Genomic DNA, 18,829 nt, shown 5'->3' on the forward strand with positions numbered 1-18,829 from the left:
GACATGTCCACTCTTGTGGGCACTCTGCAAAATGCCTGGAAGCTGCCTGACCTGCGGAGCAAGATCGTCTTCACCCTGATGATGTTCCTTGTCTTCCGCATCGGCGCCCACATCCCTGTGCCAGGCATTAACCGCGAAGTGATCGAACAACTGTTGAACTCAGGGGCCCTCTTCGGCTTTTTTGACGTGATCTCGGGCGGTTCCTTCCGAAATTTCTCCGTCTTTGCCATGAGCATTACCCCTTACATCAACGCCTCGATCATCATGCAGCTCCTCACCGTCGTCATCCCCTCTCTGGAACAACTGGCCAAAGAGGGGGAAGAGGGTCGGAGAAAAATCACCGAATACACCCGCTACTTCACCATCGTCTTGGCCTTTATTCAGGCCATCGGTCTCTCCTATGGCCTGAAAGGCGCTGTCGCCAACCCGAGCTTAGCCAACTACCTGCTCGTCGCCACCACTTTGACGACCGGCACGGTCTTCCTCATGTGGATCGGCGAACGGATCACCGAGAAAGGCATCGGCAACGGCATCTCGCTGATCATCTTCGCTGGCATCGTGTCCCGTCTGCCTTCCGGCATCGCTCAACTTTATGAGTATGTCCGTGTCGGTACGACGAACGTGTTGAACGTGTTGCTCTTCGTGATCATCGCCGCGGCCACCATTGCGGGGATCATCTACATCAATGAAGGGCAGCGCCGGATCCCGGTCAACTACGCCAAACGGGTCGTTGGACGGCGCGTCTACGGCGGGCACAGCACCCACATCCCTCTGAAGGTCAACCAGGCTGGAGTCATCCCCGTCATCTTTGCCTCCTCCATCCTGGCCCTGCCGACGACCATCGCAGCCTTCTTCCCCGGTTCTCCGGTGGGACAGTGGTTTCAGCAGTATTTCAACTTCGGCTCTTTCCTGCATAGCGCCTTCTATGCGCTGCTGATCCTCTTCTTCACCTACTTCTACACCGCCATCACCTTCAACCCTGTCGATGTGGCTGACAACATGAAGAAGCATGGCGGCTTCATCCCGGGGCTTCGTCCCGGCAAACCGACAGCCGACTACATCACCAGGGTGATGTCACGCATCACGCTGGTTGGCGCGTTGTTCCTGGCGGTCATTTCCCTGCTGCCGACCTTCGTCATCATGTTGACGGGCATCACCAACATCTACTTTGGCGGCACGGCGCTCCTCATCTGCGTCGGCGTAGCTTTGGATACGATGAAGCAACTGGAATCCAACATGCTGATGCGGCATTACCAAGGATTCATGAAATAGAGATACAGAGAGTGGGCATGTCCCAGGACAGAAGAAACCTGTCTACGGAGCGGCAAGGACACATTCCGGACCTGCCCACAGCAACCATCCCTGCCGATTGGGCGGGGAATTTACGGAGGGATATACCGTGAACGTATTGCTGATGGGTCCGCCGGGCGCCGGCAAAGGGACTCAAGCCGAAATGCTGGTGAGCCGGTTTGCCATTCCCCACATTTCCACCGGCGACATGTTTCGCGCCGCCATCAAAAATGGGACGGAACTGGGTCGGAAGGCGAAAGCCTTCATGGATGCTGGTCAACTCGTACCCGATGAAGTGACCATCGGGATCGTGCGGGAACGCCTGGCCCAGGACGATTGCCGCCAAGGCTTTCTCCTGGACGGCTTCCCCCGGACCGTGCCCCAGGCGGATGCGCTGGAAGAAACGCTGAAGGAATTGGGCCTGGAACTGGATGCCGTCATCGACATCCATGTGCCCCGGGAAAAGCTGATCGAGCGGTTGACCGGTCGTCGCATCTGCCGCCAGTGCGGCGCCACCTTCCATGTCGTCTTCAACCCGCCCCCGACAGAAGGCGCTTGCGGCAAGTGCGGCGGCGAACTGTACCAGCGCAGCGACGACTCCCGCGAAACAGCGGAAAACCGACTTGACGTATACACCCAGCAGACCCAACCGCTCATCGAATACTATGAGGCCAAAGGACGCTACAAGCGAATCAACGGGGAACAGGACATGGCGGCAGTGTTTACGGACATCTGCGCAGCCCTGGGGAGAGACGCCTGATGATCGTCTTGAAAGCCGCCCGGGAACTCGATTACATGCGAGATGCCGGACGGATTGTGGCCGAGACCCTGCGGGAGATGGAAAAAGCGGTGGCGCCGGGGGTGACAACAGCCGACTTAGACCGGAAGGCGGAGGATTACATCCGCGCTAAGGGCGCCAAGCCCGCCTTCAAAGGCTACCAAGGCTTCCCCGCCACCATCTGCGCCTCCATCAACGAACAAGTCGTTCATGGCATTCCAGGTTTACAGCATTTGCAAACGGGGGATATTATCAGTATTGACGTCGGAGCATCTGTCAATGATTACCATGGCGATGCAGCGATTACGTTGCCTGTCGGGGAGATTGACGATGAGCTTCAACGCCTGCTGGACGTGACGCGCCGTTCCTTGGAGATCGGCATCGAACAAGCGAAAGTAGGCAACCGTCTCTTTGATATATCCCACGCCATTCAGAACTATGTTGAAGGAAACGGGTTTTCTGTTGTCCGCCAATTTGTGGGCCATGGCATCGGTAAAAAGATGCATGAGGAGCCGCAGGTGCCCAACTTTGGGCCGGCTGGACGGGGACCGCGGCTTCAAGCGGGCATGACGCTGGCCATCGAACCGATGGTCAACGCAGGAACCTGGGAAGTCGAAACCAAGGAAGACCAGTGGACGGTGGTCACAAAAGACCGCAAGCCGTCCGCCCATTTTGAGCATACCATCGCCGTGACTGATGATGGACCGGAGATCCTTACCCGCCTTCATGGTAAATGACCATGGCGGCACGGTGCGTCAGACCAGGCGAGCTGGTGCGTTCCCAAGCCGGGAGGGATGGGGATAAGCACTTTATCGTGCTCACCATCCTTGACCCTGATTACCTTCTGATTGCGGATGGACACTATCGCAAAGTGGAAAACCCCAAGAAGAAGAAGATCAAACATCTCCGGTGCACCGGCTTGGTGGCAACGGAAATCGGCGAGATGCTTCAACAGGGCAAAACTCCTGCCAACGCCCAGGTCGCCAGTGCGCTCCGCCGACTGCTGGAGACCTTGGAGACCGGTTCGTAATATCGAGGAGGCTGGAATTCCTTATGTCCAAAACGGACGTGATTGAAGTCGAGGGCCGTGTAGTCGAGCCCTTGCCGAACGCTATGTTCACCGTGGAGTTGGAGAACGGCCACAAGGTCCTTGCCCATGTGTCGGGGAAAATCCGGATGAACTTTATCCGGATCCTGCCCGGCGACCGGGTGACGGTCGAATTGTCGCCTTATGATCTCACCCGCGGACGGATCACCTACCGGTTCAAGTAAGGTCGTAGTATACTTGAACGGGAATCATACAAGCCGTCGATCCCCCGAGGAGGAACGAAGATGAAAGTGCGGCCTTCAGTGAAGTCGATCTGCGACAAATGCAAGATCATCAAACGCAAAGGCAAAGTCATGGTCATTTGCGAGAACCCGAAACACAAGCAAAAACAAGGTTAATTAACGGGAGGTGCATACGCCACTATGGCACGTATTGCCGGCATCGACCTGCCCAGGGACAAGCGGATTGCCATCGCGCTGACCTACATTTTTGGGATCGGTCGTCCCACCGCCGACAAGATCCTGGCTGAAACCGGCATCAACCCCGACACGCGGACCCGCGATCTGACCGATGAAGAAGTGGCCCGCCTGCGGGAATACATCGATAAGAACGTAGAAGTCGAAGGGGATCTCCGCCGGGAAGTCTCCCTGAACATCAAGCGCCTCATGGAGATCGGCTGCTACCGTGGCCTTCGCCATCGCCGCGGGCTCCCCGTCCGTGGTCAGCGCACCAAGACGAACGCCCGCACGCGCAAAGGTCCCGCTCGGACCGTCGCTGGCAAGAAGAAGAAGTAAAGGGGGTCATCACCGGATATGGCAGCAGCACGTCGCGTAACCCGCACCAAGCGGAAAGAACGCAAGCATGTGGACCGTGGTGTGGCCCACATCAAGTCCACTTTCAACAACACCATCGTCACCATCACCGACCCCAACGGCAACACCCTCTCCTGGGCTTCCGCCGGTGTCCTTGGCTTCAAGGGTTCGAGAAAATCGACGCCCTTCGCCGCCCAGATGGCCGCCGAATCGGCCGCAAAGGAAGCCATGGAGCATGGCCTGCGGGAAGTCGAATGCCTGGTCAAAGGCCCTGGTTCCGGTCGGGAAGCGGCTATACGCTCTCTGCAAGCCGCTGGCCTGGAAGTCAACATGATCAAAGACGTTACCCCCATTCCTCACAACGGATGCCGGCCGCCGAAGCGTCGCCGCGTCTAATCTGAACACCTAGGAGGTGCATCCGCAGAATGGCACGTTATACCGGTCCGGTCTGCCGCCTATGCCGGCGGGAGGGGGCCAAATTATACCTCAAAGGGGATCGCTGCTACACAGGCAAGTGCGCCGTTGATCGCCGCACCTATGCGCCTGGTCAGCACGGCCAAGGCCGCAAGAAGATCTCCGAATACGGCCTGCAGTTGCGGGAAAAACAAAAAGCCCGCCGGGTGTACGGCATTCTGGAAGGCCAATTCCGCACCTATTTCGCTGAGGCTGACCGCCAGCAAGGCGTCACCGGCGAAAACCTGCTCCGCCTTCTGGAAACCCGTATGGACAATGTCGTCTTCCGGCTTGGCTTTGCTCGTTCCCGGAATGAAGCCCGTCAATTTGTACTGCACAACCACTTTACCCTGAACGGGAAGAAAGTAAACATCCCCTCTATTCAACTGCGGGTGGGCGATGTGATCCAACTGAAAGAGAAGAGCAAGGATACGCCACTCTTCAAGGAGATCGTCGACGGCCTTGGTCAGAAGACACCGCCGGCATGGCTGGAACTCGATGTGAACACCCTCTCCGGCCGGGTTATCGCCCTGCCCAAGCGGGAAGATATTGACACCAACCTGCAAGAACACCTGATCGTCGAATTGTACTCCCGGTAGTATTAGGGGTTTTCCGATTCAAGCCAAGGGAGGGTTCAGCAGTACATGCTGGAAATCGAAAAACCGAAGATCGAGTGTGTCGCCCGGAGTGACGACGCCACCTACGGCAAGTTTGTGGTCGATCCTCTGGAGCGAGGTTACGGGGTGACCCTGGGCAACTCCCTTCGTCGCATTCTCCTTACCTCCCTGTTCGGGGCCGCCGTTACTTCGGTGAAGATCGAAGGTGTTCTTCACGAGTTCTCTACGATACCCGGCGTTGTCGAAGACACGACGGATATCATCCTGAATCTCAAGCAGCTTGCCATCAAGATGCATACCGAGGAACCGCGGGTTGTCCGGGTTGAGTTCGAGGGGGAAGGGGTCGTCACCGCAGAGGACATCCTCACCGATGCCGATGTAGAGATCCTCAACCCTGAACAGGTCATCGCCACCGTCGATAAGGGCGGACGTCTCTTCATGGAAATCACCGTGGAGAAGAGCCGCGGCTACATCACGGCCACCAAGCACCGCAAATCGGAGCACATCATCGGTGTGATCCCCATCGACGCTAACTTCTCGCCAGTCCGCAAGGTCAACTACCGTGTCGAGGATACCCGCGTCGGTCAGATCACCAACTATGATCGTCTGATCCTCGAGGTTTGGACGAATGGCAGCCTGACGCCCGAAGAAGCCATCAGTTGGTCGGCCAAGATCATGAACGACTATCTCAAGCTCTTCGTCGGACTGACGGAAAACACGGAGAACGTGGAGATCATGGTTGAGAAGGAAGAACGGCCCCAGGACAAGATCCTCGAAATGACCATTGAGGAACTGGACCTGTCTGTTCGCTCCTACAACTGCCTCAAGCGGGCGGGTATCAACACCGTGAAAGACCTGACCAATAAGACGGAAGAAGACATGATCAAGGTGCGCAACCTTGGCCGCAAGTCCCTTGAAGAAGTGGACGCCAAGCTGGCTGCCCTTGGTCTGTCGTTGCGTAAATCGGAAGACTAAATCTAGCCCCGTCGCAAAGGAGGGAATCGAGTGCCCTACCGTAAATTCAGCCGTCCGACCAATCATCGCCGGGCGTTGCTGCGCAACATCACCACCTCCCTGCTCAAGCACGGGAAGATTGTGACCACCGAGCCGAAGGCCAAGGAACTGCGCCGGATCGCCGACAAGATGATCACCCTGGGCAAACAGGGCGATATCCATTCGCGTCGCCAAGCGCTGGCTTTCATTCAGGAAGAGTCGGTCGTCACCCAACTGTTCAAGGAAATCGCCCCCAAATATGCCACACGGCAAGGCGGTTACACCCGTGTCCTCAAGGCCGGGTTCCGCCGCGGCGACGCCGCCCCCATGTGCATCGTCGAACTCGTCTAATCCGGTAGCCCGCTTTGGCGGGCTATTGGCGTGTGTGTTTCTAGTTGCTGTTACGAGGTCAGGGCCGTTGATCCAGCGGATCAGGGGTTCCTGGCTTTCCTTTTAGGCGGCGCTCTGCTTCCTTCACTTTGCCCTAAGCCATTTACTGCTCCATCCCACCCAACCGTACAGTGTAACACTACTTTCGCGGAGCATTGGCGCTCGGGGTGGAATGACTCCGCTCGCTAAGGGCTACGCGGCTACTCACTTGTCTGCTACGCTAGGGCGCCAAAACTATAGGGTTTTTCTGCATGTCGATGGCGCCCTGGACGCTTCGCAGCCTACGCTCGCTTACGCCGCTCCGCCCAAAACGCTCGCTCCGTCATTCCACCCCTGTGCGACTGTTACAGCGTAGTTGCGTTTGGATGAGTGACGCTGGAAGCGCGTTTGCGCGGCGTTGGCGCTCGGGGTGGAATAGCTCCGCTCGCTAAGGGCTCTGCGGATGCCTCGCTTGTCTGCTTCGCCCAAATCGCTCGCTGCGCTATTCCACCCCTGTGCGACTGTTGCCTCGCGAGTAGCTCCGCTATTTCTCCCCGACGCCACCACCTGCGCGTGAATCCCTTTCAATACTCATAGACCAGTGTATATGACCCATTGATCGATGTAGTTTGACCCATAGATCCCTGATGTCAATAGACCTCGATGAGTGGGGGACTTGTCTTTGATCAGCATAGAAAACATTAGCTTTCAGTACCGCAACCCTGATGGTGACGCCATCCAGGCGCTCTCGAATGTGTCGCTCACGATCCACCCTGGTGAGTGGGTTGCTGTACTCGGAGCCAATGGGTCGGGGAAGTCGACCCTGGCGAAGCATTTGAATGCGCTGCTGACGCCTGTCGAGGGGCGGGTGCTGGTGGACGGGATGGATACGAAAGAGGCCCGGCAGCGCTATGATATCCGGCGGCGGGTCGGGATGGTGTTTCAAAATCCCGATAACCAGTTGGTGGCGACGACGGTGGAGGAGGATGTGGCTTTCGGGCCGGAGAATCTGGGGCTGCCTTCCGAGGAGATCCTTCGGCGCGTTGATGACGCCTTGACGGTGGTCGGTTTGCAGTCGCTGCGGGAGCGGCCGCCCCATGACCTGTCAGGCGGACAGAAGCAGCGGGTCGCTATCGCTGGTGCTTTGGCCCTTCAACCGGAGTATCTCGTCTTCGATGAGGCCACGTCGATGCTTGACCCCCAGAGCCGCCGCGAGGTGTTGCAGACGGTTCACCGTTTACATAAGGAATTGGGGATGACGGTGATCACGATCACCCATGACATGGATGAGGCGGCTGAGGCGGAGCGAGTGGTCATCATGTCACGGGGAAGGGTTATTTTTGACGGCGTCCCTGAGTCGCTCTTCCTGGAGGAAGGTCTGCTCGAACAGGCCGGCTTGGAACCGCCGCCATCCGTTGACATTGCTCGTCGTTTGCGAAAAAGGGGATTGTCTGTTCCCCTGGAAGCTATTACGATGGAAAAGCTGGTGATTGCCCTGTGCCGATTGCAATCCGACAACTAAGTCATATCTACCAAGCGGGAACACCGCTGGCGGTCAGGGCGCTCTTTGATGTCGATCTGGCTGTCCGCGACGGCGAACTGGTGGGCATCGTAGGGCGCACCGGCTCGGGGAAGTCGACGCTGATCCAGCATCTTAATGGGCTCTTGCTGCCCACTTCCGGCGCGGTCATTGTCGATGAGATCACCGTCAGCGGCGCTGGAGGCATTGGTTCGGAGGGGAATGGCTCTTTTCGCCAACTCCGCCAGCGGGTCGGTATCGTCTTTCAGTACCCGGAGCATCAGCTTTTCGATGAAACCGTCTACGACGATATCGCCTTCGGACCGCGCAACCTCGGCCTCGATAAAGAGGAAGTGGATCGCCGGGTGCATGAGGCGATGGCGTTGGTGGGCTTGGATATAGAGGCGGTGGCGAAGCGGTCACCCTTGCAACTGAGCGGCGGGCAAAAGCGGCGGGTGGCCTTGGCCGGCGTATTAGCGATGGGTCCCCAGAAGCTGATCCTTGACGAACCGACAGCCGGTCTCGACCCGCAAGGGCGGCGCAGGCTGTTGGCGTTGATCGATGATCTTCACCGCAACCGCGGTATGACCATATTCATGGTCAGCCACCACATGGAAGAGGTTGCCCAATTGGCTGACCGCCTGGTGATCATGGACCAGGGGCGTCTGGTGCTACAAGGTGCGCCGACAGAGGTCTTCGCGGAAGCGAACAAGATCGCCGATCTCGGCCTTGAGCTCCCCTTCGCCGCGCGGCTCTTGCACCGCTTACGCCGGGAGGGAGTGCCTGTCTCCACGCGGGTTGTCGACACGGAAGGCGCCGTTGCGGAGATCTTGCGCGCGCTGGGGGTGGATCAGCCATGCTGAGAGACATCACCCTTGGTCAGTACGTGCCCCTTGCTTCACCGGTCCACCGCCTCGACCCGCGCACTAAGCTGGTCGCAACGTTGCTGTTTAGCATCGCCCTCTTTTTGCTGCCCAATCTCTTATCAGTAACCCTGGCCGGTCTTCCCGTCCTCCTTGCTGTCACGGCTTCCCGGTTGCCCTTTCACTACATTCTGCGGGGGATCAAGCCGCTTTGGATTTTCATCGTCTTCACCATGCTTGTCCATCTCTTGGGTACCCCTGGAGAGTCAGCATTTCGTCTCGGACCGCTCGATATCACATGGGAAGGGCTTACTCAGGGCTCGACGGTTAGTTTGCGCCTGATCTGGCTCTATGCCGCTACATCACTGCTGACGCTGACCACATCGCCCATCGCCCTTACCGACGGCTTAGAACTGCTCCTTTCCCCGGGAAAGAAAATCGGCCTGCCGGCTCACGAGTTTGCCATGATGACGTCGATCGCCTTGCGGTTCATCCCGACCCTGATCGAGGAGACGGAAAAGATCATGAAGGCCCAGTCCTCGCGGGGCGCCGACTTTGACAGCGGCAGCCTAGCGGCGCGGGTGAAAAGCCTGGTTCCCCTCATGGTGCCGTTGCTGCTCTCCGCCTTCCGCCGTGCTGACGAGCTTGCCATGGCCATGGAAGCCCGATGCTACCGGGGCGGGGAAGGACGGACCCGCATGCGGCCACTTGTAATGACCAGACAGGATTATGTCGTCACTGGCGCTATTGCAGGCATATTTATCTTGATGTGTCTTTGGAGATACGCCCCATGAACGAACGACGCCTAAAACTGACGGTCGCCTATGACGGGACCTGTTATCACGGCTTTCAGACCCAGGAAGACCCCGCCCTTCCCACCATTCAGGACGAACTGGTTCGGGCCATCAACATCCTGACCGGTGAGGAGGCCAAAATCAACTGCGCTGGACGGACCGACGCTGGCGTCCATGCCCGCGGGCAGGTTGTCGATTTTGTCACGGCCTCCCGGATCCCTGATGACCGCTTTCCCCTGGCGATGAACTCCCTTTTGCCGCCCGACGTCGCCGTCGTAGCGGCGAAGACGGTGTCCCCAGAGTTTCACTCCCGCTTCGGCGCCCTCGGCAAGCACTACCGCTACACCATCTACAACCACCGCATCCCGTCTCCCTTTCATCGGCGCTATTCCCATCAGGTTTTTCCGCCCCTCCGGTTCGACGCCATGGCGGCGGCGGCGCAATACTTTGTCGGAACTCATGACTTTCGTGGTTTTTGCGCCACCGGCACCCCGGTGAAGAACTACGTCCGCACCGTTTACCGCTGCGACTTGACGAAGCAGGAGGAGCACCGGCTGGTCTTGGATGTGATGGGCAACGGCTTTTTGTACAACATGATCCGCATCATTACGGGCACCTTGATCGATGTGGGCAAGGGCAAGATCGACCCGAGGGAGATCCCGGCGATCATCGCCTCCCGAGACCGCACCCGAGCCGGGACGACAGCGCCTCCTCAGGGACTTTGTCTGATGGAGGTCTGGCATGATCCCCTTGACTTTCCGTTCAACGTAAAATAAAATGTTATAGTGAGTTTTTCTCCAAAACTTCTACTAGCCCCAGAAGTCAGGAGAAGGCCCTTCACTGAAAAACCACCGTAGGCGTTCCTTGAACAGTGACACGCCAGGCGGAGTGGGCACCCGGCGTTGCGGGCGGCGACGACCGGCCAAACGGATCGCAGGGCCGCCCCGATAGGATAAAACAGGACGAAACTTTTGAGGAGGGAACGCGATGAGCACCTTCATGGCCAAGGCCGAAGACATCGAACGCAAGTGGTATGTCATCGACGCCGCCGACAAGCCTCTGGGCCGGGTTGCTTCCGAGGCTGCCCGCTTGCTGCGCGGAAAGCATAAACCCATTTTCACGCCCCATGTGGACACCGGCGACCATGTCATCATCATCAACGCCGAGAAAGTGGCGTTGACCGGCAAGAAACTGACCCAGAAGATGTACTACCACCATTCCCGCTACCCTGGTGGGATGACCCTGATCAACTACGGCACCCTGCTGAAGACGAAGCCGGAGCGCGCCGTGGAAAAAGCGATCAAGGGCATGCTGCCCAAGAACCGCCTGGGCGAGCAGATGTATCGCAAACTGAATGTCTACCAAGGCGAAGCGCATCCCCATCAGGCCCAAAAACCGGAAGCCTGGACCATTCGGGATTAGGGAAGGAGGTAGTGACCTGTGGCTCAAGTGCAATTTTTAGGAACCGGCCGCCGGAAGAAATCGGTCGCCCGCGTGCGTCTCGTTCCCGGCGAAGGCAAGTTCCTCGTCAATAACCGTTCTCTGATGGAGTACTTCGGGAAGAAAACCCTGGAGATGATCGTCCGTCAGCCCCTTGACCTGACCAAGAGCGAAGGCCGTTTCGACGTCCTGTGCAACGTCCACGGCGGCGGCACCACCGGACAAGCCGGCGCCATCCGCCTCGGCATCGCCCGGGCGCTGTTGAAAGCCGACATCGGCCTGCGTCCCGTGCTGAAGCGCGCCGGATTCCTTACCCGCGACCCCCGCGCGAAGGAACGGAAAAAGTACGGCCTCAAAGCGGCCCGCCGCGCTCCCCAGTTCTCCAAACGCTAATTCCTTTCTATATTTCTGTCACAGAAAAAGCGAACCCGTTCGGGTTCGCTTTTTTCTTCCGTCTATAGCACCTCTCTTTTGCGCCAGAGATGAAGAGGGTTTGTCGTCGCTGACGGAGAAATAGCATAAATAAGTCGTGGGGTTTTCTGATGTTCTTTGTGATGATCTTCGGGATGAAGCGCTAGGGGAAAAGTGTTTAATTCCGCGAGTGTAACTAGATGGGAACAAGCGTGAGGAGAGGGACAGCTCGATGGTCAACAGGCGCGATAGTTCCAATGGCCCAGCAGAGGGGCAACCGCTCGCAAAACGACATGGCGAGACTTGGGAATGGGACGAGCAGGCAGAGCGGATGGCCTCCTTAGGCAGAATTGCCGCCGGAATCGCTCATGAGATCAACCAGCCATTGAATTCGCTGAAGGTGATCGCCGACAGCATGCTCTACTGGCACAAAAAAGGCAAAGCTGCCGACATCGACAAGATCATGGAAAATGTACGCCGCATCTCGGTCCAGGCCGACCGGATCAATGACATCATTCAACATATCCGCACCTTTGTGCGCAACGAGACACTGGTCGCTCCTCAGCCCTGCCAGATCAACCGGGCCGTTGAAGGCGCCCTGGCGCTCCTGGGCAGCCAACTTTCTTCGCACGGGATCGTCGTCATCACCCGCCTGGACCCGGCGCTGGCGCAAGTTTTGGCGGTGAGCAACCGACTCGAAGAGGTGCTTATCAACCTTGTCGTCAATGCTATGCATGCCCTTGACGGCGTGGAACATGAGGAAAAGCGGATCCGCATCACCACCCGGCAGGCGGAAGACCAGGTTATCCTGGAAGTGGAGGATAACGGCTGCGGCATTGGAGAAGAACTGCGTGGACGGATCTTTGAGCCCTTTTTTACAACGAAACCGATCGAGGGGATGGGCCTCGGCCGGCCTCTCCATCGTTCATTCCGTCATCACTGCTTTTCAGGGGCAGATTGAGACCATCGCCAATCCTGATGGCGGCGTCACTTTTCGCGTGACCTTACCTGCTTATGCCGAACCGGCAGAAAAGGGGGCCGGGATGAACATCCTCTTGGTCGATGACGACTTAGACAGTCGCGCCTGTATCGGCGACTTTCTGCGCGATCTGGGGCATAGCGTTGATGAATGCGACAATGGAAGAGAAGCCTTAAATCGCTATTACCAGGGTGTCTATGGGATGGTGCTGTCGGATATTCGCATGCCCCTCCTGTCGGGCCTTGACCTGTTGCAAACCATTATGGCACAACCATCCGGGCAGGATACAGCCGTCGTTCTCTTTACCGGCTACGGTGATGTGGAGTCTGCCGTCTCGGCCTTGCGGGCAGGCGCCAGCGACTACCTGCTCAAACCGATCAACGTGGATCAACTGGCTGCTATCACGGAGCGCATCGCCAGTCGCCAGGTTTGGCAACCCAAACCCCGCCGGCTCGGCAGCGTCGCGCCGGTGGAAGTCCAAGAAGCCATCGTCACCGATCCCAGCCATTCTCGGGTCGTCATACACTCGGCCACCCTGAGCGGCATCGGCATCTTTTCGGAGACGATGCGCTCTATCGTCCAGTCAGCCCTCAAGTTTCACACCGACCGCGCCATCCCTGTGCTGATCGAAGGAGAGACAGGAACCGGCAAAGAGGTCATCGCCAAACTGATCCACTTCGGCAGCATCGAGGAATCAGCGCCCTTTATCGACATCAACTGCGCCGCTCTGACGCCGACCTTGTTCGAGAGTGAATTCTTTGGCTATGAGGCCGGCGCTTTTACGGGCGGCCTGACGAAAGGGCAGCGGGGCAAACTCGACCTGGCCCAAGGAGGGACGCTTTTCCTCGACGAGGTGGGCGAACTCGCCCTGGAGTTGCAAGGCAAGCTCCTGCGGGTTATCCAGGAAAAGGAGTACTACCGCGTCGGTGGTCTGAAGAAAGTCGCCACCAATGTGCGGATCATCTGCGCCACCAATCAGGACTTGGAAAAGAACGTGGCCGAAGGCCGCTTTCGCAAGGATCTCTTCTATCGCCTCCGTGTCGGGCACCTGTACCTGCCGCCGTTGCGGAGGCGTCCCGATGACATCGTTCCCCTGGCGGGCATGTTCTTGCGCGCGGCGGCCAAACAGAAACAAAAACGGTTCAAGCGGATCAGCACAGAAGCGGCGATGATCCTCCTCGAATACCCTTGGCCAGGCAATGTGCGTGAACTGCGCAACACCATGGAATGGGTCGTCTTTATGTTTGATGAGGAGGAACTGCAACCGGCCCACCTGACGCTGTTGCAAGCCTCGCGACCCCAGTCCCTGCACAGGGGGGCGCCGAAAAACACCAGCCTTGACCCCTATCAATTCAGCCTGCCGGAAAAAGGCTTCGAACTGGAAGACTATGTCGATCGCATCGTCAGCGAGGCCTTGCAGATGCACCGGGGAAATAAGACGGAAACCGCCCGCTATCTCGGCATTTCTCGCCGTTCCCTTTACTGCCGGCTGGAACGGATGCAGAATCGTTTAAAAGGTATTCCCGACGAGGGATGGGAGTAGGGGAAGGGTAGCGGAGAACATAAACGCCATAAGATTCGGAATCGCCAAGGGGTAGCAAGGGGGCTGCTGTGGCGGTTCTTTTTTTGTATCGTCACGGAGGTGTGTGAAAACGTCCATGTGCACCGTTTGGTGTACCGATATGCACACCAAACCTCGCTCGGGAGACGTAGGATGGATCGACACTCGCTTCGGCGAGCCTGAAAGTCAATGATTGATAGAAAAGCGAGACTTCCGAAGAAAAAACGCCGGACCTTCCACGTTGGCACGGAATTTGCATTAACCAATGTTAGGACCTAAGTCTTAGGGGATATTGAAATGCGAAGGAGGATTTCCGCGTGGAAAAGAAATTAGCCAGACCAGTTGCTGGATCGGTCGCAAGCCCGATCCAGGCAAACCACCGGATTTCACGCTATGATCAGAGTAGCGCTGCCGAGGAAATCGCCCAGAAGCGGGACCTGGCCAAACGGAAGGCCATGGAAAAGGTCCGCGCCCGTACCCTGGCCAAGCAACAGCAGTTGGCTGAGCGCATCGCCACCGCCACGGAACAACTGGCCTCCGGCATCGAACAAGCCAGCAATGCGGCGATCGAACTGGGATCGACGATGGCCCAGATCGCCACCGGCGCTGATGAAGCCGCCTCCGCTGCGGAACAACAGCGGGCGGCGATCACCCAGATCGACAAGGCTTCCCTTGCGGCCAACAACCGCTCCAAAGAATCATTGGAGAAAGTCAATATGGCCCAGCCGTTGGTCCTGTCCACCTCTGCGGACATCGAGCAACTGATCGACGGCATCAAGGAATCGGCCGATACGAACATAGAATCGACGAAACTGGTCAATGATCTGGAAAAGCAATCGGCCGAGATCGGCAACATCGTCGAGGCCGTCGTCCGCATCGCCGACCAGACCAACCTGCTGGCCCTGAACGCCGCCATCGAAGCCGCGCGCGCCGGCGAGCACGGCCGCGGTTTCGCTGTCGTCGCCGACGAAGTGCGCAACCTGGCCGAAATATCGGAAAAGTCGGCCCGCGATATCCGCAACCTTGTCACCAACATTCAGGAGAACGTGAAAATCGTCGTCAAAGATGTGGAAGAGGCTGGCGTCGCCGCCAACGCCGAGGTGGATAAAGCGAAGAAGATCACCGAGGATCTGAGCAAAATCGGCAAAGAGATGACGGCTGTCCTTAACGCCGTAACCGAAGTCGCCCAGTGCGCTGTCGACTCCACCAAAGGCGCCGCTGAATTTCTTGGTGTTGCCGAACAGGTTGCTGCAGCCGCCGAGGAGCAGAGCAACGCTGCGGAAGAGGTCAACCAGGCCGTGGCGGAGCAGAACAAGGCCTTTGCCGAGATGGACACCGCCGCCAACGAACTGGCCCAGTTGGCCGAAACGCTGAAGGTGTCCACAGACGCCCAAAAATCCTCGGAGGAACTGGCCTCCGCTGCCGAAGAACTGTCGGCCAACGTGGAAGAAGCGAACAGCGCCTCCCGCCAGATCATGACGGCCATGGGTCAATTGGCACAAGGCGCCAAGGCCCAAGCGGGACTGACCCAGAAAGGCGCCGCCCTTTCAGAACGCCTTGTCGCCGCTGCCAACCAGATGCGCAACCTCTCTCAACTCTCGGAAGAAAAAGTCTCAGAACTGCGCTTCCTCCTCGACACCAACAAAAAAGGCGTTGACGGTCTGATCATCGGCATCGCCAACGCCTCTGACGCCAGCATGGTCTCGGCCCGCAATATCAAGATCCTTGAAGAGACGACGCGCAAGATCGACAAGATCGTCGATGCGATCACGAACGTGACCATCCAGACGAACATGCTCGCCGTCAACGGCTCCATCGAAGCCGCCCGCGCCGGTGAATACGGCCGAGGTTTCTCCGTCGTCGCCGGCGACATCCGCACCCTGGCCAATGAGTCTGCTGAGAACGCGGACAAGATCAAAGATCTGGTCCGCAACATCCAGAAGCAGATCCAAAAAGTCACGGAAGACATCGAGTTGTCTGCGAAAAAGGCCGTGCAGGAAGTGGACAAAGCGAAGAAATCCACCCACAACCTGAATGACATTGAAGAGGCTATGCTGGTCATCCTAAACGGTGTCAAAGAGGTGCTCAAAGGCGCTGAAGAGTCGTTGATCGCTCTCGAACAGGCGCGCAAAGGCGTCGACCAGATCGCCGCCGCCGCCCAGGAAGCGGAAAAAGCCGCGACAGAAGCCAACATCGCCGCCCAAGAACAAGCCAAAGGGATGCAGGAACTGGCCGAAGCCATTGAGGAGATCTCCGGATTGGCTGACGAACTGCAGACGATGTAAGCGGAGGGGAAGGAGCAAAAGGAATGACAGCAGCCGAAACTGTAAAGGCCATCGGCCTGACGGAGCGGCAACTGGTCACCTTCCACCTTGGCAACGAAGAGTTTGGCGCCGACATCATGAATGTGCGGGAGATCATCCGCTTCGCCGAAGTGACGAAGATCCCCCAAGCGCCAGACTATGTGGAAGGTGTCTGCAACCTGCGCGGGAGCATTCTCCCGATCATCGATGGGCGCATCCGCTTTGGGATGGCCCGAGGACAGCGCGATGAAAACACGCGGGTCCTCGTCGTCGATGTGAACGGCCAGGTGACAGGGATTGTCGTCGACCGCGTATCCGAGGTCCTCCGTGTGGCTGGCGCCGATATTGAAGCGCCGCCGGCGGTGATCCGCAGTGAAGCGGTCCGCTACCTGGACGGCGTCGTAAAACTGAACGGGGGCAAGCGCCTGATCATGGCCTTGAACCTGGAACAGGCGCTCACCGTCGAGACGGAAAGCAGAGAATTTGACCTGCAAAGCGCCGCAGCGGCGGCGGTCCGCGAAGCGACGGTCCAGCGGGCCGAGCTGGAAGAGGACCAGTTGGTAACCTTCCTGCTCGGCCAGGAGGAATACGCTTTTGACATCATGCATGTCAAGGAGATCATCCGGGTCCCTGAGATCACCGCAGTGCCCAATGTGCTCCACTACCTGGAAGGGGTCGTCTCGATCCGCAACCAGTTGCTCCCCATCGTCAACATGCGCCTCTACTTTAATATGGAAAATGTGCCTGCCACCGACCAGTCACGGATCATCATTGTCGACCTGGGCCATATGACGGCGGGCTTTCGTGTCGACCGTGTCTTGGAGGTCATTCGCGTTCCCAAGAGTGTCATCGAGCCGCCGCCACCCATCTTCACCAATGGGGAACTGGAGCAGATCCGCGGCGTCGCCAAGCTGAATGAAGGCAAACGGCTCTTCATGTGCCTAAACGCCGCCAACCTGCTTGACGCCGACCTGGTGAGCGACCTGATCGAGGGGGGCGAGAACCGCGTTGTCGGGGAAACTCGGAGCAACGCCGGCGCGATCGAAGAGGAGCAACTGGTCGCCTTTCGCCTCGGCAACGAAGAGTTTGCCATCCAGATCACTGATGTGCAAGAGATCAACCGCATGACCCAGGTGACCCAGATGCCGGGAGCGCCCCTGTACGTGGAGGGGCTCGTCAACCTGCGGGGCAATATCATTCCGGCCCTCAACCTCCGCCGCCGCTTCGGCATGGCGGAACGGGCCCATGATGACGCCACCCGCATCATCATCGTCGATGTGGGACAGCGCAAAACCGGGATTATCGTCGATGCCGTCACCGAGGTCCTCCGTTTTGAGCGCGGTCTGGTGGAAGAAACACCTCGCCTGCTCTCCGAAACGATTGATCGGGAGTACATCAGCGGTGTGGCCAAGCTGAGCGGCGGCAAGCGCATGGTCATGATTCTCGACTCAGAACGGATTCTCAAAATCGAGGGATAACCGATGAGCATTCGAGTAATGGTGGTTGATGATTCGGCCATGATGCGCAAGGCGCTACGCCAGATCCTCGAAACCGACCTGGAGATCGAAGTCGTCGCTGCCGCCCGCGACGGTGAAGACGCCTTGAAAAAGGCCCAAGAGTTCACACCTGACGTGATCACCCTGGACATCAACATGCCGGTGATGGACGGGCTCACCTGCCTATCGCTCCTCCTCGACCTGCTCCCGGAGATTCAGGTGGTGATGGTCAGTTCCTTGACTCAGGAAGGTGCCGTCACTACCTTTGAAGCAATAGAACTGGGCGCTTTCGACTATGTGGCCAAGCCATCGGGAACCGTCTCGGCCAACCTACACATCGTCGGTCGGGAACTGATCGCCAAAGTCAAAGCGGCGGCGAAACGAAAGCGCCGCCGCCCAGGTGCCCGCCTCTCCCAGCGCGCCGGCGGGAGAATCTCCGCTGGACAGACCTCAACGGGATTCAACCTGCGTGAGCACCGCGATCGCTCGCTGTTCGTTCCGGACCGTGCCTTCCGCAAGGTCGTCGTCATCGGCGTATCGACAGGCGGGCCGAGCACGCTGATGGAGATCCTGCCTCACCTGCCAGCTGATCTCGACGCCGCCGTCATCGTCGTCCAACACATGCCGCCCACCTTTACGACCAGCTTCGCCAAGCGCCTCGACGACTACTGCCAACTGCGCTTTTCTGAAGCCAAGGCGGGCGACAAGCTGGCACGGGGCGAAGGCATGGTCGCCCCCGGCGGATACCACCTGGTTCTGAAAAAAAACGCCCTCCGCGATGATGTCCTCGTCCGCCTGACCTCGCAACCGGCTGACGCCCTCTTCATCCCATCGGTAGATGTGACCATGCGCTCGGTCGTCGAGTTGTTCGGGAAAAAGACGGTCGGCGTATTATTGACCGGGATGGGCGCTGACGGGGCCGACGGCATGGTGGCCATCCGCCAGGCCGGCGGTGTGACCATCGCGGAGGACGCCTCGACGGCTGTCGTCTTCGGCATGCCCCGCGAGGCGATCGAGCGGGGCGGCGCCGAGATCGTGGCGCCATCGCACCAGATCGCCCGGGAGATCGTCAAGGCCGTCAACCGCTGGTAGGGGTTGTCAAC

At 58.4% G+C, this 18,829-nt stretch carries 22 protein-coding genes; all 22 read left to right on the plus strand.

Annotated elements, in window-relative coordinates; translation table 11 throughout:
• Positions 1–3: 3 nt before the first annotated feature.
• On the plus strand, positions 4–1,272 hold the full coding sequence (gene secY / locus AC0CW1_RS13370) for a preprotein translocase subunit SecY (protein ID WP_488183512.1): 1,269 nt from the start codon (positions 4–6) through the stop codon (positions 1,270–1,272).
• 127 nt (positions 1,273–1,399) lie between these two features.
• Positions 1,400–2,050 (plus strand): adenylate kinase, encoded by a 651-nt coding sequence (locus AC0CW1_RS13375; RefSeq protein WP_488183513.1) that lies wholly within the window; start codon positions 1,400–1,402, stop codon positions 2,048–2,050.
• Positions 2,050–2,805: a type I methionyl aminopeptidase gene (map, locus tag AC0CW1_RS13380; RefSeq protein ID WP_488183514.1), complete on the plus strand. Its 756-nt coding sequence runs from the start codon at positions 2,050–2,052 to the stop codon at positions 2,803–2,805. Before AC0CW1_RS13375 ends, map begins: the two co-directional genes overlap by 1 nt.
• A 35-nt stretch (positions 2,806–2,840) precedes the next feature.
• Entirely contained in the window at positions 2,841–3,098 is a 258-nt protein-coding gene (locus AC0CW1_RS13385; protein ID WP_488183515.1) for an RNA-binding protein, read from the plus strand.
• Between the two features lie 23 nt (positions 3,099–3,121).
• Positions 3,122–3,340, plus strand: coding sequence for a translation initiation factor IF-1 (infA, locus tag AC0CW1_RS13390; protein WP_012282495.1), 219 nt, complete (start codon positions 3,122–3,124; stop codon positions 3,338–3,340).
• 60 nt (positions 3,341–3,400) lie between these two features.
• On the plus strand, positions 3,401–3,514 hold the full coding sequence (gene rpmJ, locus AC0CW1_RS13395) for a 50S ribosomal protein L36 (RefSeq protein WP_488183516.1): 114 nt from the start codon (positions 3,401–3,403) through the stop codon (positions 3,512–3,514).
• A 24-nt stretch (positions 3,515–3,538) separates the two neighbouring features.
• Entirely contained in the window at positions 3,539–3,910 is a 372-nt protein-coding gene (rpsM, locus tag AC0CW1_RS13400) for a 30S ribosomal protein S13 (protein ID WP_161258800.1), read from the plus strand.
• Between the two features lie 18 nt (positions 3,911–3,928).
• Positions 3,929–4,324, plus strand: coding sequence for a 30S ribosomal protein S11 (gene rpsK, locus AC0CW1_RS13405; RefSeq protein ID WP_161258801.1), 396 nt, complete (start codon positions 3,929–3,931; stop codon positions 4,322–4,324).
• Positions 4,325–4,353: 29 nt separating this feature from the next.
• Entirely contained in the window at positions 4,354–4,980 is a 627-nt protein-coding gene (gene rpsD / locus AC0CW1_RS13410) for a 30S ribosomal protein S4 (RefSeq protein ID WP_488183517.1), read from the plus strand.
• Between the two features lie 45 nt (positions 4,981–5,025).
• The gene (locus tag AC0CW1_RS13415) at positions 5,026–5,973 is read left to right on the plus strand and encodes a DNA-directed RNA polymerase subunit alpha (protein WP_488183518.1); all 948 of its coding nucleotides are present in this window, start codon (positions 5,026–5,028) and stop codon (positions 5,971–5,973) included.
• A gap of 30 nt (positions 5,974–6,003) precedes the next feature.
• Positions 6,004–6,342, plus strand: a complete 339-nt coding sequence (gene rplQ, locus AC0CW1_RS13420) for a 50S ribosomal protein L17 (protein WP_161258804.1) — start codon at positions 6,004–6,006, stop codon at positions 6,340–6,342.
• Positions 6,343–7,042: 700 nt separating this feature from the next.
• Positions 7,043–7,882 carry an energy-coupling factor transporter ATPase gene (locus AC0CW1_RS13425; RefSeq protein WP_488183519.1) on the plus strand — a complete coding sequence of 280 codons (840 nt, stop codon included), beginning with the start codon at positions 7,043–7,045 and terminating at the stop codon, positions 7,880–7,882.
• Complete coding sequence (locus AC0CW1_RS13430) at positions 7,858–8,742, plus strand: energy-coupling factor transporter ATPase (RefSeq protein ID WP_488183520.1); 885 nt, start codon at positions 7,858–7,860, stop codon at positions 8,740–8,742. The genes AC0CW1_RS13425 and AC0CW1_RS13430 overlap by 25 nt, the downstream gene beginning before the upstream one ends.
• Positions 8,736–9,536: an energy-coupling factor transporter transmembrane component T family protein gene (locus AC0CW1_RS13435; protein ID WP_488183521.1), complete on the plus strand. Its 801-nt coding sequence runs from the start codon at positions 8,736–8,738 to the stop codon at positions 9,534–9,536. The genes AC0CW1_RS13430 and AC0CW1_RS13435 overlap by 7 nt, the downstream gene beginning before the upstream one ends.
• Positions 9,533–10,312, plus strand: coding sequence for a tRNA pseudouridine(38-40) synthase TruA (truA, locus tag AC0CW1_RS13440; RefSeq protein ID WP_488183522.1), 780 nt, complete (start codon positions 9,533–9,535; stop codon positions 10,310–10,312). Before AC0CW1_RS13435 ends, truA begins: the two co-directional genes overlap by 4 nt.
• A gap of 211 nt (positions 10,313–10,523) precedes the next feature.
• The gene (gene rplM / locus AC0CW1_RS13445) at positions 10,524–10,958 is read left to right on the plus strand and encodes a 50S ribosomal protein L13 (protein ID WP_488183523.1); all 435 of its coding nucleotides are present in this window, start codon (positions 10,524–10,526) and stop codon (positions 10,956–10,958) included.
• Between the two features lie 18 nt (positions 10,959–10,976).
• Positions 10,977–11,369 (plus strand): 30S ribosomal protein S9, encoded by a 393-nt coding sequence (rpsI, locus tag AC0CW1_RS13450; RefSeq protein ID WP_161258810.1) that lies wholly within the window; start codon positions 10,977–10,979, stop codon positions 11,367–11,369.
• Positions 11,370–11,619: 250 nt separating this feature from the next.
• Positions 11,620–12,348, plus strand: a complete 729-nt coding sequence (locus tag AC0CW1_RS13455) for a sensor histidine kinase (RefSeq protein ID WP_488183524.1) — start codon at positions 11,620–11,622, stop codon at positions 12,346–12,348.
• The gene (locus AC0CW1_RS13460) at positions 12,239–13,909 is read left to right on the plus strand and encodes a sigma-54-dependent transcriptional regulator (RefSeq protein WP_488183525.1); all 1,671 of its coding nucleotides are present in this window, start codon (positions 12,239–12,241) and stop codon (positions 13,907–13,909) included. Before AC0CW1_RS13455 ends, AC0CW1_RS13460 begins: the two co-directional genes overlap by 110 nt.
• 335 nt (positions 13,910–14,244) lie before the next feature.
• Positions 14,245–16,212: a methyl-accepting chemotaxis protein gene (locus AC0CW1_RS13465; protein ID WP_488183526.1), complete on the plus strand. Its 1,968-nt coding sequence runs from the start codon at positions 14,245–14,247 to the stop codon at positions 16,210–16,212.
• Between the two features lie 23 nt (positions 16,213–16,235).
• A complete protein-coding gene (locus AC0CW1_RS13470) occupies positions 16,236–17,708 on the plus strand; it encodes a chemotaxis protein CheW (protein WP_488183527.1) in 1,473 nt (490 codons plus the stop codon).
• A gap of 3 nt (positions 17,709–17,711) precedes the next feature.
• Positions 17,712–18,818, plus strand: a complete 1,107-nt coding sequence (locus AC0CW1_RS13475) for a protein-glutamate methylesterase/protein-glutamine glutaminase (RefSeq protein WP_488183528.1) — start codon at positions 17,712–17,714, stop codon at positions 18,816–18,818.
• The last annotated feature ends 11 nt before the right edge of the window (positions 18,819–18,829 follow it).

It is taken from the genome of Heliomicrobium sulfidophilum (assembly GCF_057715735.1).